Here is a 14140-nt window from a genome sequence, read left to right as displayed (position 1 = left end):
AGCCATTTTGTTCAATAAGTTTTTATGCTCTAGCTACAATTTGGGCACGATTGTTTCGGGCATGTACATTTCCTCTTCCTGCTCTTTTTTCAAATCGATTATGCACTTCATAAATTTTTCTGGCTCATCCACCGAGATGTACACTTTTTCAATCGTTCTCTTTTTTCCATATAAGCCCCTCATCGTTATTTCTTCCTTAAAGTTCATAACATAAGGGACTTTGTCTTCCATCATGGAGCCTAATTCCATTGAATACGCCCGTTTCTCTTTTTTCCTATCCTCCTTGGTAGACCGATTTACTTCTATTGAATCAATATTGTTATAGTCAATTTCCATCGTTGCCCTCAACCCCTTTTGGATTTTTATAGAGGTTTTAGTCAGCATGAGCGGGCTTTGTACAATCGCTTTGTAGTCGGCTATCAAAATTAAAAGGATGTAAACATCAAGAGCCGTCACCGCCCAAGCAAGTATGTGGCTTATCTTCAGCATCATAAAATGGACACCGATAATTTCTATTGTTAATGCATGGGCCAGCATAATAAATTCTCCGAAGTAACCGGAATCCTTGTGGTAGCTAAATGCAGTTTCATTTTCTTTATGTTTATTTTTCCAAGAAAACAGCCCGTAGTAAAAAACAGATACCTCAGTTGCAAAAAGAATAAGTGTTTTTCGCTCACCCATTGTTTTTGTGATCGCTTTCTGCAAATTAATGAGAAATTGATTGCTCACCTGCTTTTCCTTTTTATACTGGTTAATTAATTTCGGGACTTTTGTGATTAAAAACGCCGCGAGAAAAATTTCAAAGCCTATTAGTGCAGCCTCGGCCAATAATAGGCCATTTTTTAAATAATCCAGCCCCGCTAAGTCCTCTTTTGGCACAATCAAATAGGCGAACCAAAAACAGGCGATCGCGAACGGCACGACGGTGTAGACTTTAAAATTCTTTCGGATGATTAGAAAATAAAAAAGAATTGGAAGGCAGACCGCTAAATCAAAAAATGACCAAATAGCTACATCCTTTCTTATTGGTTCAAAATACGGGAGTGTCATGAATGCAATATTTGAAATCGAAATGATAAATAAAGTTACGATAAAAACTGTTAATCTTCTCGTTGAAACTTTCCCCATTTCCCTCACCCCAGGTTATGTATTCCCTGCCGTTTTATCACTTTTCCATTATTATACACAAATAAGTTAGGAAGAGTTTTGGTAATGGGGAGCAAGAAAGAATGAGAAATGAAACGAACCAGCGGGGTTATCCCGCTGGTTCATTTATTCGTCTGCTTTTCTTAATATTTTTCATCCTTGTCGTGGTTTGGTGACTCCTGTCCGCCTGTTGTGTGGCGGCCCTTGTCATTTGAATAGCCGAGTCCGCCTGATTTTTCCGATTCGAATGAATCGTCACTCGCGGACATATCTACCGATTCGGACGATACGGAAGAGTTGCCCAATCCGTCTAGACCGGTGCCATCGCTGGTTTCCATATCGGTTCCAAGCCCTGTCGATCCTGTCAATGAGCCAGACGCCTTGCCGAGATACGTTTCGGACATGGATGAATTCATCGAAGTATCGTATTGGGACGAAGATGAGCTGCCAGTAGAAGTGCCCGATCCCGTTGGCGCGGCGGCCTTCAATTCAGAACCTGCTTCCGCTACCTTTGATCCAATTTCCTTTACTTCTCCTTTAAAGCCCATAACTGTGCCAATTGCATCCTTTGAAATATCCTTCACTTCGGACACTTTACCAAACAGGTCGTTGTTCAAGCGATCGTACAGCTTCTGTGCGTCAGCAATCGCTTCTTTCAGGACGTTGGATGCCTGTTGAAACTGTGAAACCATCTGATCCTTTACTTCAGTGGGGTTTTGCTTTACTTCCGTGAACATGTTCTTAGAGGTATTTTTCAGGTCCACAGCGGTTTCCTTTAGGCTGCTGCGCGTCGAAGAATCAAGAAGTGTCAAGATTCCCCCAATCACGCCGCCGATTACGATCCCTTTCAGCAATTTGCTATTCTTTTCATTTTCAGAGTAGCCATAGTTCTGGTTGTTTTGGTTTTCGTACTCGTTCATTGCCAATTCCTCCTTACATCATTTAAAAGTAAAGTTTAGCCTGTTTGTTTATTTCCCGGTCGGGGGCTTGCCTAAACAAAGAAAAGGAGGATTTCCATACTGTTCAATAATTGGTTACAAGGACATTTACGATGAAATCTAATCCCGCGTCTAAAAAAAACAATCCCATGCAAAAAGGGCATCCCGGTTTGACCCGAGATAGCCCCTTTAATAGTGAAACATTTTTACCTTGGACGTTCGCTTGCCGCGAAGCTGAAGGATACATAATCCTGTATCGGAATCCAGGCGCCGATTCCCTGGGAGGTGACATTTTTAATGACGAGTGTTTTTTTGTTGCCCTTTAGTACCAGGTACACTTCGCCATAGGTGATTTTTCCCTTTTCATTGATGGCCGGGGCATATGCATACAAATAGCCGAGCCGCTTCCTAGGGATGTTGTAAATCTGGTCCTTCTTTGTCCCGAGGCCAATGACGGTTTCAAAAGCAAGCGGCAAGTTTGTTTTGCCGGCAGCTTTGATTAGCATCATTTTCTTCACTTCATCGGCGTTCGGGATTTTCGCCGTCAGGCCGCCTTTGATGACCTTCTGTGCTTCCTGTACGTAATGGATTTGGTATGGCTTCTCTCCGCCCCGATTGTCGTAGTAATTCGTGTTGATCCTCTGGTATTCCCAATTCGGCGACGTTTCCGCCGATTCATAATTGAGCGGCCACTGCCCAAGATAGATGATGGCTTTGTATCCCAGGGCAAACGGAGTGGTACTGATCGATGTCTCGTTCAGCATCCGGATTAAATTCGGGTTTTCTATTTTGATCCTGGATGACTTGATTAGCTTAGTCGCAAGGTCGCTTGGCTGGAGAAGAGGCTCGTCCTGATTCGGATTCGGGTATGTGTTTTCTTTCGTAATATTCATAACCCCTTCAGGAATCAGCTTTTTCTGTGTCGCCTTTTCAGCAGAAGCCGGCGAAGCGAGTGAGGCCATTAATGTAATCATGATGAAAACGACAAGTTTTTTTCCCACAAAAAAGAACTCCTTTCACAAAGGTGCATGTGTTTGCACTTATTGTTTTCGGAGTTCGGCGATATTATCCAATTTCCTGGCTTTTTTCGGCTGAAGCAAGCAGCTTTTTGTGCAATTTTTCAAAAGGCGGGAAGAAAAGCTGGATGACCGGGCCAATCGCGAACGTGATAATCAATGTTCCAAGCCCGATTGGACCGTTGAAAACCAGCGCGAGGATAAGGGCGATCAGCTCCCCAATTGTCTTAGCCGCCATGATGCTGATGTTCAGCCGTTTTTTAATTCCCATCATTAAGGAATCAATTGGGTTAAGCGGGAATTTTGGCTGCAAATAAATTGCCGCTCCAATTCCAATAACAACGATTCCTGCAAGAAACATTGAAAGCTGGCCGAAAAGCCCTGAAGGTTCCCAACCTTTAAAGAAAAGGGACATCCATAGATCAATTAGAGATCCAATGGCGAAAATGATTCCTATTGCCAGGAATTCCGGCCTGCTTTTATGAAGAAATGCATTTACAACAATCAGGATGGCTCCGACAATCATGACCCAGCGCCCAATTGAAAGGCCGAATGTTTCAGTTAACGCAACGTTCAGTGCATCCCAAGCACCCGCCCCGAAGTCAGCGACAATTGTCATACAAATACCAATTGTTAAAATCATTAACCCTATAAGAAAAAATAAAAAACGATAGACTAACGACATTTTATTCTCCTTTTTAGCAAAAAGAAATGTTCAGAATGTTTACAAAAATTAAATAATGGTGTATACTGACCTTACTTTAATAAAAAGGAGGGCAGGATCAACTCGCTGGCAACTTTCCATAGAAGGAGGCAGGGATACACTAATTTATGTTGACTGAGATTGATTTTACCATATTAAGCATGAAGGTTGGTGGTTGTCCCCTAAATAAAAGCGAATTGATTGAGGACCCTTATCGGCGAGTCAAGTGAACCAACCATCAGTGGTGGTTTTATGCTATTGGTTGGGTAAATAGTTGGATTAAAGAATGGCTCCGGGCTTCACGCCCCGAGCCATTTTGTGTTGCCAAAAAATTTTTAAAGCAGAAAGAAGCCGATTCCCATGATAATATAAGCCGCTAAAAGCGTCAGCCCTTCAAACCAGTTTGATTCGCCGTCATTTGAAATAATGACCATCAGCAGGACAGATGAAGCCATTGCGACCAATTCCGGCAGGGTGAAGACGAGCGGCATGGCTTCATTAAACAGAAGCGAAACGAGAACAAGGACCGGAGCAACGAACATCGCGATTTGCAATGTAGAGCCGATGGCGATTTCAACAGCGATGTCCATTTTGTTTTTCCAGGCAAAAATGAGGGCGGATGCGTGCTCGGCCGCATTACCGACAATCGCCACAATGATGACCCCAATAAACAGCTCCGTCCAGCCGAACGACTCTGCCACTGTTTCAAATGTGTGGACAAGGCTTTCGGAAACATACGCAACTGCGACTGTCGCAAGGGCAAGGATGATGATCGCCTTCATTTTGCTCCATTCCGGTTCTTCCTCATGGCCGCCTCCACCACCGCTATTTTCACTTTGGTAAACCCCTCGGTGGGTAACAAGCTTGAAGAAGAGCGCCGCAAGGTACAGCGCAATCAAAATGACGGAAATCCCAACACTTAATGAAATCGTCTTGCCTTCATCCATTCCCATCGAGAACACTTCCGGGATGACGAATGCGACGATGACTGCAAACATCAGCAGCCCCGAGTTATGGCGCGCATCATAGACGTTAAACGTTTGGCGTTTGAACTTAATCCCTCCTAGGAAGAAGGATAGTCCGGCAACCAGCAGCAAGTTCCCAAGGACAGAACCAGTTAGTGAAGCGAGGACGACTCCCGTCAGTCCGGCCTTGAGGGCAAAGATCGAAATAATCAGCTCGACCGCGTTCCCGAACGTAGCGTTCAATAGCCCGCCTATCCTGGGCCCGGCAATTACCGCTAGGCTTTCGGTCGCCCTGCCCATATAGCTTGCCAACGCGATGATGGTCAAACAATAAATACCGAACATAATCGTGCTCGGCCAATGCATGAGGCTCCCAATCACAGACACCGGAACGCCGACAAAGGTCATAATCATAAAAATCTTGTTAGCCACGATTTTTCCCTCTCAATCCTAGTGCTGATTATAATTCTACCTTTACCCGCGTTCTCTTTATTTATTCCCCGTTGACTAGCTCGAACGTTTCCTTGATATCGATGCTTCCCTTTACGGATTGTGCCATCGAGCAATTTTTTCCGACAAGCTCGAGCGCCTTTTCAATTTGCTTCTCATCGAGCCCGTTACCCTTAATGATGAAATGGAGATGAATCGTTTCAATCCTGTTTACCTCGTGCGGATTTCGGTCGACTTCCGTGTGGATTTCAATATCCTCGACCTGCAGCCTCTTTTTCTCAAGGATTGTCCTAAGGATCCCCCCGCTGCATACGGCTACGGAAGCAGCCATCAGCTGATATGGACGGAAACCCGCCTCCTCATTGCCTGATACATCGAGGCGCCCGAACGGCAGCTCCGTATAAAAACCGATTTCTTTCATTTTAAAAATCAACATCTTCACCTCTTCATTTATTTTGCCACAAGTATCTTGTTTAGAGATTAACTCAAAAGGTTTTCGGAGAAAAGTTTTTCACTTCTTCCTATTGCAAAAAGGGGCTTTAACAGATACTATCGACTTTGACTATTCTAGTAAATTGAGGTTTTCATCATGAAAAAAAGTCCCCCAGCCCATTTTTGGATCCTGGTCAGTACGGTCGGCATCTCCGGGATCTCACAGGGCATGCTGCTTCCGTTGATTGCAATCATTTTTGAACAAGACGGGCTCTCTTCCTCCCTTAATGGAATCAACGCGACCGCCCTTTATATTGGAATACTGTTGGCCTCCCCTTTCATGGAGGCGCCGCTCAGAAGATTTGGCTATAAGCCTATCATCCTTGCAGGAGGCTTGAGCGTGGCGTTGGCGCTCGCTTTGTTCCCTGTCTGGAAAAGTTTTTGGTTTTGGTTTATGCTACGGTTCGTGATTGGCATCGGTGACCACATGCTCCATTTCGGCGCCCAGACTTGGATAACCGCATCATCGCCAGAAAACCGCCGCGGCAGGAATGTGTCGCTGTATGGGCTATTCTTTGGAATAGGCTTTGCGGCCGGGCCGCTATTGACAAGGCTTGTGGAAATCAATGAAGCGCTTCCTTTCGTTGTTTCGTCCGTACTGTCGGTGATTTCGTGGCTGTTCGTCTGGCTTTTGCGGAATGACTCCCCCGATACGGAAGGGGCGGGTTCTGCCGGTACTTATCTAGGCACCTTTTCCCGTTTCGGGAAGGTTTTGAAAATTGCTTGGGTTTCATTACTGCCCCCACTTGGGTATGGATTCCTTGAAGCCTCCCTGAATGGGAACTTCCCCGTCTTGGCATTGCGGAATGGGCTTGATATTTCAGCCGTATCAATTATCTTGCCCGCATTCTCGATTGGCGGGATCCTTTTCCAGTTTCCGCTCGGGATGCTGAGTGACAAATTCGGAAGGCGGAACGTTCTAATGGGTATTATGCTCAGCGGCTTTATATTCTTTATCGCGGCGGGTATTTTTCATAAAACAGCCCTTGGACTTCTTATTTGCTTCTTTTTAGCGGGTATGGCGGTTGGCACGACGTTCTCGCTTGGAATCAGCTATATGGCGGATTTGCTGCCAAAGCAGCTTCTTCCCGCCGGGAACCTGATGTGCGGAATCTTTTTTAGCTTTGGCAGTATGTCCGGGCCTTTCATAGGCGGGCTGGCCATCCAGTACACTGAGGGTGCAACGTTTTTCTATATGATTAGCGTCCTGCTGCTTATCATTTTTGCCTGCCTTTATTTTGTCAAGCAGCCAGGCAGTTCGTTAACAAAAGAATCTGCTAGTTAACCCGGTTTCACAATATAGCGATTTTATTCCAGGCAGTTTTACTTTCCTTCACTTATACTATATGATAGAATTATTCTAAACTAGAAAACAAATGTTTTATGCTGCTATCGCTTGTCGGTGGCAGCTTTCGTCATTTTATAAGGGTATTGATTATGATTCTTTTTCTCAATTAGAAGGAGGGAAACGAAAATGGAAGCGGAAGCCAGGGTGAATGAACGGCAAACCACCGATGATTCTTTTTTACAAAAAATACTTCCCCATGCGGAATTGATAGCCGCGGCCGTAAGCGGCATCCTCATTCTCGCCGGATGGCTGCTTGCCACAAATGGCCTTGAGGCCGCGAGTGTAACATCGTATTTGGCGGCATTTGTGATTGGCGGTTTTGCAAAGGCGAAGGAAGGCATAGAAGCGACAATCGAGGACAAAGAACTGAATGTCGAAATGCTGATGGTCTTTGCGGCAATTGGTTCCGCCATCATCGGATACTGGGCGGAAGGCGCGATATTGATTTTCATCTTCGCGGTCAGCGGCGCCCTTGAAACGTATACGATGAACAAAAGCCATAAGGAAATCTCGTCGCTGATGGAGCTTCAGCCTGAAGAGGCCCTCCTGATTACAAGCAGCGGCGAACGGAGGGTACGGGTATCGGAGCTGGCTGTTGGCGATGCGATTTTGGTAAAGCCTGGTGAACGCGTCCCTGCTGACGGCATTATCGATAAAGGTGAATCGAGCATCGACCAGGCAGCGATTACCGGAGAATCGATTCCGGTTATAAAAGGCTTGCGTGACGAGGTTTTTGCCGGAACGGTGAACTTGACGGGTGCGATAACCGTCAAAGTAACAAAGGCTAGCAACGAAACGCTTTTCCACAAGATTATCCAGCTGGTGCAGTCAGCACAAAGTGAAAAGTCCCCTTCCCAACTTTTCATTGAACGGTTTGAAGGAAGATATGTAAAAGTGGTCCTGGCGGTTGTGGCGCTGATGATGATTGTTCCGCATTTCGCGCTGGGCTGGAGTTGGCAGGAATCGTTCTACCGGGCGATGATCTTGTTGGTCGTAGCCTCGCCATGCGCCCTCGTCGCTTCGATTATGCCTGCGACGTTATCTGCGATTTCCAATGGGGCACGGCATGGAATCCTTGTAAAGGGCGGCGTCCATCTTGAAAATTTAAGCAACCTTAACGCGATTGCTTTTGACAAAACCGGAACGCTGACTAAAGGAAAGCCGGAAGTGACCGAATTCGTGATCGGGGAAGGATTTTCCGAAAGAGACCTGCTCTGGAAAACCGCATCCATCGAAAACCAGTCCAACCATCCGCTTGCGAAGGCGATTGTGGGCTTTGCAAAAAACCGATTTGAAAAAGAGATGATTCAGCCGGATAAAATGGAAGATATGCCGGGTTGGGGCATTTCAGCTGAAATTAGCGGTGAGTCTTGGAAAATCGGCAAAGCGGGGTTTATTGGCGAAGGGGCCGCTGTACTTGGCGGCGAACGGGCTGAACAGCTTGCGGCTCAAGGAAACACGCTTGTCTATATCAGTGTAAATGGCGTTCCTGCCGGGATGCTTGCTCTGAAGGATGTTGTCCGCGAGAAGGCGATGGCGGCGATTGGGGAGCTTGAGCAGGAAGGCGTGTATACGGTGATGCTGACCGGCGACAGCGAAACGACCGCGAAGGCGATTGCCGCGGAGAGTGGAGTCGATGAGTATTTTGCCGAGTGCCTGCCCGAGGAGAAGGTCGACAAGTTGAAAGGGCTCATGAAGCGGTTTAACACTGTCGCCATGGTCGGAGACGGAATTAACGACGCGCCCGCACTCGCGACCGCAAACGTCGGGATTGCAATGGGAGAAGGAACCGACGTCGCTCTGGAAACAGCTGATATCGTGTTAATGAAAAATGATCTTCCGAAAATTGCAGAAGCGATTCGGCTGTCGCGCAGGATGAACCGGATTATTAAGCAGAATGTTGTGTTTTCGATTTTGGTTATTATGGTACTGATTGCATCGAATTTTTTACAGGTTCTTGATTTGCCATACGGAGTTATCGGACACGAAGGAAGCACGATTTTGGTTATTTTAAACAGCTTGCGGCTCTTGAGATCTTGAGTTGCTGTTGCTTGGGATGGAGGATTAAATGCAGTTGGCACTGTGATGCTGGCTGCTTTTATTTCGTTTAGTACGGTTTTGTTGGGATGGCTAGTGATTTATGGCTATAGGATTTCAGGAAATATAGTAAGCGTCTGACACCTACTATTTTTTTGAAAACAGATAGTTATTTTTTACTAGTGAATCCCGGTTCAACACGCAATAAGACTAGTGATTTATTGCTATAAAATTCCGAGACAAATAGTAAGCGTCTGACACCTACTATTTTAATAGAAAACAGATAGTGATTTTTCACTAGTGAATTCACTTTAAAACATCCTAAATTTCAAAAAAGAAACCGCACCTTTTTAAGGCACGGCTTCTCTTACGGTATATTAGCACTCTTTCGCTTTTTCCGCATAGAAGGCGTTGATTTCCCCGCCGAGAAGGATAATAAAACCAGTCAGGTAAAGCCAGATCATCAGGATAATGATTGCCCCAATGCTTCCATAGGTTGCGGTGTAGTTGCCAAAGTTATTGACATAGAACGAAAAAAGAAGGGAAACGACTGTCCAGCCGACTGTTGCAAAAATAGCGCCGGGAACTGCGGATCTGCACCTCATTTTCACATTTGGCGCCACCCAATACAAGACGGTGAAAATGCCAAATAGAATCAGCGCGCTAACAATCCAGCGGAGTGCGGCCCAAATGGCTAGGAATTGTTCACTAAGGCCCAGTTGCGAAAATAAAAACAGCCCGATTGCTTTACCGAATACAGGCAGAGCAAGTGCGACGATAAAAACCGTGATTATTCCAAAGGTCAATACAATTGCCATTCCGCGGGCTACAATGAAAGGCCGGCTCTCCTTTACGTTATATGCTTTATTGAATGCGCGAACAAGTGCGTTGATTCCATTTGAGGCGGACCAGATTGTCCCGATAATCCCGATGGACAATAGTCCGCCGCTTCTGTTTGCCATTACACTATCAAGGTTTTTTTCAATCAGGACCATTGCCTCTTCCGGCGCGTATTGGCTGATTGCCCCAAGGATATCATGGTGGGGAATCGGCAAATACGGAAGAAGCGTTAAAAGGAAAATCAGCATTGGAAACATGGAGAGTAGAAAGTAGTAGGCCAGTTGCGCTGCCAGCCCCGGCAGGTCATCCTCCTGGATGCGGTGCCAAAGCTGTTTAAATATATTCTTGCTGAACAAACGGCTGACATTCTCGACTCTTTCCTCCAATGCCTCATGTACCAACAGTATCAGCTTCCTTTAGGACTACTTCGCTTAATACCGGCTCGTTGCCATCGCTGTCGTTTTTCATGCCGCCTGCCATGGCTGAAACAGTGTCAGGATTGCCGTTGTCCTCTTTTTTCGCGAAAGCTTCTTTTGTTTCCTTCAGGATTCCGACGAGTTGTGGAGTCGTGCCGCGCAGCTCATCGACTTTGCCCGCGATATAGGCGATGTCATCATTCATTTGTTCAACAGTGTTTTGGATTTTTTTCGCGGCTTCACGAATTGAATTCGTGATTTCGTGTGGATTTTTCATTGCATACGTTAAGTTGCTGGAGGTCTTCTTTGCTCCTTCAAATACAGCTTTACGCGTTTCTTTGTTAAAAAGGCTGATTGCCCCGCCTGCCAATGCCCCCAAGGCTATTGCCTTCCAAAATTTGCTCGTACCTGCCATAAACAATCTCTCCTTCTTCTGCGCGTTTTTCTTATCATTGTTATACTTTAAAAATACGTACTGATCCAGATTTCTTTGGTACTATCCTTCCCGCTTTAAGAAACAGGCAAACATGACTGCCTCGTCCCGCGTTGCCAAGGGAATCCTTTTAATTTCGTTGGTGTTCTCCTCCGATGTTGACATTTCTACTTTACCATGGAAAGATGAAACTACGAAAACCAGGAAGGGTGGATAAGATGGATTTATCGAAAAAATCGGCTGAAAACGTTGAGTATATGATCGAAAAAATAAAGGACAAGCTTAAAGTTATGAATTTGGGGGCAATCAAGCCCTCCCACTTCGATGAAAATATGTATGAGGAACTAACCGAAATCTATGAAATGGTCATGCGGAAAAACTCCTTCTCCACAAGCGAAATGCAGGCACTCGCAGAAGAGCTTGGCAACCTCCGCAAACAATAAGATGAAATGGAAGGCGCTTCCCAAAAGAGGCGCCATTTTTATCATTTAAGGTGCCAGACACCCGAATGGGGCAGAAAATGTCCACATTGGTGCCTGGCACCTTTCATTTACTCCTGGTTGGTGAGGATAAGCGGGCCGTCTTTTGTTATGGCTATAGTGTGTTCGTATTGGGCGGAGTAGGTACCGTCTACGGTTCTCGCTGTCCAGCCGTTAGGGTCCATTTTGGTTGCCCATGCGCCGATGTTGACCATTGGTTCGATCGTGAAGACCATCCCTTCTTTCAACCTTGCGCCTTTGCCTGGCAGCCCGAAGTGGGGAACGTCTGGTTTTTCGTGGATGACAGATCCAATACCGTGGCCAATAAAATCCCGGACGACTGAGAAGCCCTCCCCCTCAACATATTGCTGGATGGCATGGCCAATGTCGCCGATTCTCGATCCGATGACGGACTTTTCGATTCCTTTATAGAGCGCTTCCTTCGTTACATCCACCAGCTTCTGGACTTCATCGCTAACCTTGCCGACAGGATACGTCCAGGCAGAATCGGCAAGCGCCCCGTTGAGGTTCACAACCATATCCACGGTAACAATATCGCCTTCCTTGAGCGGTTCCTTTCGAGGGAACCCATGGCAAACTTCGTCATTAATGCTTGCGCATGTGGCATATTCATATCCCCGGTAACCTTTCTGTTCCGGAGTGGCTCCATGTTTTTTTAAAAATTCTTCCGTAAATTGGTCAATCTCCCATGTTGTTATGCCAGGTTTGATTATGCCTGCCAACTCTTTATGGCAAGCGGCTAAAACCTCTCCTGCCTTTTTCATCATGGCGATTTCCCTTGGTGATTTGAGGACAATCATGTATTTCCCGCCTTTTTGCAAAATTCATTTTCTCGTTTACTATATGCTGTCACAATAAAATGCTCTCATCCTTTATAGTATCTCTCTTTTCCTCTTTTTCAAAGCGGCTTGTTTTTGGGCAAAACCACTAATTAGGCAAATCTCTTGGCCACAAGTACTAGTCGTTGGTTGCTGACATGGCTATCCTAGCAGCTTTCCTTCGCAAACAAAAAGGCTGTGCCGCACTTTTGCCGGCTACAGCCTCATGATAAGAGGTAGTAAAATCAATTATGCTTCCAATAGTTTTGTTGATTCTTGTATAAAGGCCGGAATGTCATCAGGGGTACGGCTTGTGACTAGCTGGTCGCCGCAGACAACAACTTCTTCATCCTTATAAGTCGCCCCGGCGTTTTCAAGATCGACCTTGATGGATTTATAGCCGGTCACGGTTCGGCCTTCAAGGGCCTTGGCTGTGATGAGCAGCTGGGGTCCGTGGCAAATGGCGAAAACAGGCTTTTTTTCGTCCATGAAGTGCTTTGAGAATTGGACAAATCGGTCATCAGCGCGAAGAATGTCGGGTGAGAAGCCTCCTGGTAAAAACAAGGCATCGTACTCGTTGGGACTTACCTCGTCAATACTGTAGTCAATTGTTATTGTTGCTTTACCCTGCTTCCCTTTGACTTCATTCCCTTTTTCGGTCCCAATCGTGAAGACTTCATGTCCGCCTTCGACATAGGCTTTTGCCGGCTCGGTGAATTCGGAGTCTTCAAACATCGATGTAATTAGGCAGGCGATTTTTTTTGCCATTGTATGCAGCTCCTTCTCTTGTTTTTCAAAATTGCCCGTTATTCTCATTCCCTTCGACTTCCGTAATAAAACCTTGGCCGTCTGTCTAGGCGGGTAGTTGAATATTTTCGTTGAATCGGTTTCAAATGCATTAGACTTTTGGGTTATTGGGTGGTTTCATTGCGTTGGATTTTTTGATTATTCAGTTTCATGCTATGGTACTTTTATTCTCAATTTGTTATCATGAATGAAAGATATATAATTCCAAGGTGTGTGAACGTTCATGATTGGTGATCGCGTCAAGAAGATTCGTTTGGAAAGAAAAATGTCGTTATCAGAGTTGGCCGAACAGGCGGGGGTTGCTAAATCATATATTAGCTCCCTAGAACGAAATTTACAGCGGAATCCGTCGATCCAGTTCCTCGAAAAAATCTCGGCTGTGCTGAATGTTCCTGTTGACCACTTGATCCATGATGCGGCAGACAAGGGAGAGTTGGACAGCGACTGGCTGAATCTGGTGAAAGAGGCGATGGAATCGGGGGTATCGAAGGATCAGTTCCGGGATTTCCTCGAATTTAATAAATGGCGTTTGAACCAGAACAATGATGACAAATAGTAAAGCGCAAGTGCCCGTTTAGTGCCGTATGGACCGAAGTACCCTAGGCGCTGGGCGCTTGAGCTAGACAAAAACAATCCAATGGGAATTTCCCATTGGATTGTTTTTTTTGCCCCGGAACTGTCATTTCAATGACGCTTTTTCATTCCTACTCAAGAAATCCCTGACCAACTCCGACTCGAGGCCTATCTCTTTTGCCTCCATGATAAGTGCAATCCACTCCTGATCGAGTCCCTCAAAACCTCTTTCTTTAACTAGCACTTTCTCACCCCTAAAATACGATTTCGTATTCCAGGCAGCCCAGCCGTCATTGCAAAAACTCTGCAGAAGACCTGAAGCTTTGCGTCCCGCTTTTTCAAACGGTTTGCCTTTTTCTGTTATGTACCTAGGCACGCTCCATGCCGTCTCTACTGTTATAAACATGGACACATACTTAAGTAGTAGTTCTACATCCATTATAGATAGTTCTTTTGGGGGAGGTTGTTAGATTTTGTCTTGAAAAAACCATATAATACCAATAAATTCATACAAAAATCTACAGTAAATTTTCTGATAATTCAATTTGATTTAGTTTTTTATGATTACGCTGGAAAAGGAGTTGGGAAATTGTCGAAACACTGGAGGATAACGATTTCTTCGAGCCAATATTCTTCCGGAATGGAACGAATTGTGCCG

General features: G+C 45.5%; 15 protein-coding genes and 1 riboswitch. Of the genes, 4 read left to right on the top strand and 11 right to left on the bottom strand.

The window, feature by feature from the left end:
- Positions 1-33: 33 nt before the first annotated feature.
- From RB160_RS10125 to RB160_RS10100, 6 genes are all read right to left on the bottom strand, one after another.
- Entirely contained in the window at positions 34-1128 is a 1095-nt protein-coding gene (locus tag RB160_RS10125; protein ID WP_316570130.1) for a hypothetical protein, read from the bottom strand.
- Positions 1129-1289: 161 nt separating this feature from the next.
- A complete protein-coding gene (locus RB160_RS10120) occupies positions 1290-2066 on the bottom strand; it encodes a hypothetical protein (RefSeq protein WP_316570129.1) in 777 nt (258 codons plus the stop codon).
- A 224-nt stretch (positions 2067-2290) separates the two neighbouring features.
- Positions 2291-3046, bottom strand: coding sequence for a YfkD famly protein (locus RB160_RS10115; RefSeq protein ID WP_316570394.1), 756 nt, complete (start codon positions 3044-3046; stop codon positions 2291-2293).
- A gap of 103 nt (positions 3047-3149) precedes the next feature.
- A complete protein-coding gene (locus RB160_RS10110) occupies positions 3150-3785 on the bottom strand; it encodes a YczE/YyaS/YitT family protein (protein WP_316570128.1) in 636 nt (211 codons plus the stop codon).
- Between the two features lie 353 nt (positions 3786-4138).
- Positions 4139-5200 carry a calcium/proton exchanger gene (gene cax, locus RB160_RS10105; RefSeq protein ID WP_316570127.1) on the bottom strand — a complete coding sequence of 354 codons (1062 nt, stop codon included), beginning with the start codon at positions 5198-5200 and terminating at the stop codon, positions 4139-4141.
- Positions 5201-5261: 61 nt separating this feature from the next.
- Positions 5262-5654 (bottom strand): OsmC family protein, encoded by a 393-nt coding sequence (locus RB160_RS10100; protein WP_396954700.1) that lies wholly within the window; start codon positions 5652-5654, stop codon positions 5262-5264.
- 153 nt (positions 5655-5807) lie between these two features.
- Here RB160_RS10100 and RB160_RS10095 point away from each other — a divergent pair, with 153 nt between their 5' ends.
- Together RB160_RS10095 and RB160_RS10090 are read left to right on the top strand one after the other, a co-directional pair.
- A complete protein-coding gene (locus tag RB160_RS10095) occupies positions 5808-6995 on the top strand; it encodes an MFS transporter (protein WP_316570126.1) in 1188 nt (395 codons plus the stop codon).
- A gap of 189 nt (positions 6996-7184) precedes the next feature.
- The gene (locus RB160_RS10090; protein WP_316570125.1) at positions 7185-9098 is read left to right on the top strand and encodes a heavy metal translocating P-type ATPase; all 1914 of its coding nucleotides are present in this window, start codon (positions 7185-7187) and stop codon (positions 9096-9098) included.
- 374 nt (positions 9099-9472) lie between these two features.
- Here the strand turns inward: RB160_RS10090 and RB160_RS10085 are convergent, their stop codons facing one another.
- Complete coding sequence (locus RB160_RS10085; protein ID WP_316570392.1) at positions 9473-10291, bottom strand: YihY/virulence factor BrkB family protein; 819 nt, start codon at positions 10289-10291, stop codon at positions 9473-9475.
- A 34-nt stretch (positions 10292-10325) separates the two neighbouring features.
- Entirely contained in the window at positions 10326-10766 is a 441-nt protein-coding gene (locus RB160_RS10080) for a YtxH domain-containing protein (RefSeq protein ID WP_316570124.1), read from the bottom strand.
- A gap of 236 nt (positions 10767-11002) precedes the next feature.
- Here RB160_RS10080 and RB160_RS10075 point away from each other — a divergent pair, with 236 nt between their 5' ends.
- The gene (locus RB160_RS10075; protein WP_316570123.1) at positions 11003-11227 is read left to right on the top strand and encodes a DUF1128 domain-containing protein; all 225 of its coding nucleotides are present in this window, start codon (positions 11003-11005) and stop codon (positions 11225-11227) included.
- 107 nt (positions 11228-11334) lie between these two features.
- Here RB160_RS10075 and map read toward each other — a convergent pair whose 3' ends face one another.
- On the bottom strand, positions 11335-12084 hold the full coding sequence (gene map, locus RB160_RS10070) for a type I methionyl aminopeptidase (RefSeq protein WP_316570122.1): 750 nt from the start codon (positions 12082-12084) through the stop codon (positions 11335-11337).
- 267 nt (positions 12085-12351) lie between these two features.
- The gene (locus RB160_RS10065) at positions 12352-12870 is read right to left on the bottom strand and encodes a type 1 glutamine amidotransferase domain-containing protein (protein WP_316570121.1); all 519 of its coding nucleotides are present in this window, start codon (positions 12868-12870) and stop codon (positions 12352-12354) included.
- 262 nt (positions 12871-13132) lie between these two features.
- On the opposite strand from RB160_RS10065, the gene RB160_RS10060 reads away from it, so the two are divergent.
- Positions 13133-13465: a helix-turn-helix domain-containing protein gene (locus RB160_RS10060; RefSeq protein ID WP_316570120.1), complete on the top strand. Its 333-nt coding sequence runs from the start codon at positions 13133-13135 to the stop codon at positions 13463-13465.
- Between the two features lie 123 nt (positions 13466-13588).
- On the opposite strand, the gene sinI is transcribed toward RB160_RS10060, so the two are convergent.
- Positions 13589-13726: a DNA-binding anti-repressor SinI gene (gene sinI / locus RB160_RS10055; RefSeq protein ID WP_316570119.1), complete on the bottom strand. Its 138-nt coding sequence runs from the start codon at positions 13724-13726 to the stop codon at positions 13589-13591.
- Positions 13727-13756: 30 nt separating this feature from the next.
- Positions 13757-13844, bottom strand: a riboswitch (cyclic di-GMP riboswitch).
- Positions 13845-14140: the final 296 nt, after the last annotated feature.

The sequence above is a fragment of the Neobacillus sp. YIM B06451 genome (assembly GCF_032667185.1).
Classification (GTDB): Bacteria; Bacillota; Bacilli; order Bacillales; family Cytobacillaceae; genus Bacillus_D.
Note: the sequence above shows the minus strand (reverse complement) of the source record. Positions and strands in the feature narration are given on the sequence as shown.

Bases quoted from the DNA above. Each gene is read 5' to 3' on its own strand.
- RB160_RS10090 (WP_316570125.1), top strand. From the start codon at position 7,185: ATGGAAGCGGAAGCCAGGGTGAATGAACGGCAAACCACCGATGATTCT.
- RB160_RS10095 (WP_316570126.1), top strand. From the start codon at position 5,808: ATGAAAAAAAGTCCCCCAGCCCATTTTTGGATCCTGGTCAGTACGGTC.
- RB160_RS10120 (WP_316570129.1), bottom strand. From the start codon at position 2,066: ATGAACGAGTACGAAAACCAAAACAACCAGAACTATGGCTACTCTGAA.
- RB160_RS10115 (WP_316570394.1), bottom strand. From the start codon at position 3,046: ATGGCCTCACTCGCTTCGCCGGCTTCTGCTGAAAAGGCGACACAGAAA.
- RB160_RS10100 (WP_396954700.1), bottom strand. From the start codon at position 5,654: ATGTTGATTTTTAAAATGAAAGAAATCGGTTTTTATACGGAGCTGCCG.
- RB160_RS10125 (WP_316570130.1), bottom strand. From the start codon at position 1,128: ATGGGGAAAGTTTCAACGAGAAGATTAACAGTTTTTATCGTAACTTTA.
- RB160_RS10060 (WP_316570120.1), top strand. From the start codon at position 13,133: ATGATTGGTGATCGCGTCAAGAAGATTCGTTTGGAAAGAAAAATGTCG.
- RB160_RS10065 (WP_316570121.1), bottom strand. From the start codon at position 12,870: ATGGCAAAAAAAATCGCCTGCCTAATTACATCGATGTTTGAAGACTCC.
- RB160_RS10075 (WP_316570123.1), top strand. From the start codon at position 11,003: ATGGATTTATCGAAAAAATCGGCTGAAAACGTTGAGTATATGATCGAA.
- RB160_RS10110 (WP_316570128.1), bottom strand. From the start codon at position 3,785: ATGTCGTTAGTCTATCGTTTTTTATTTTTTCTTATAGGGTTAATGATT.
- map (WP_316570122.1), bottom strand. From the start codon at position 12,084: ATGATTGTCCTCAAATCACCAAGGGAAATCGCCATGATGAAAAAGGCA.
- RB160_RS10080 (WP_316570124.1), bottom strand. From the start codon at position 10,766: ATGGCAGGTACGAGCAAATTTTGGAAGGCAATAGCCTTGGGGGCATTG.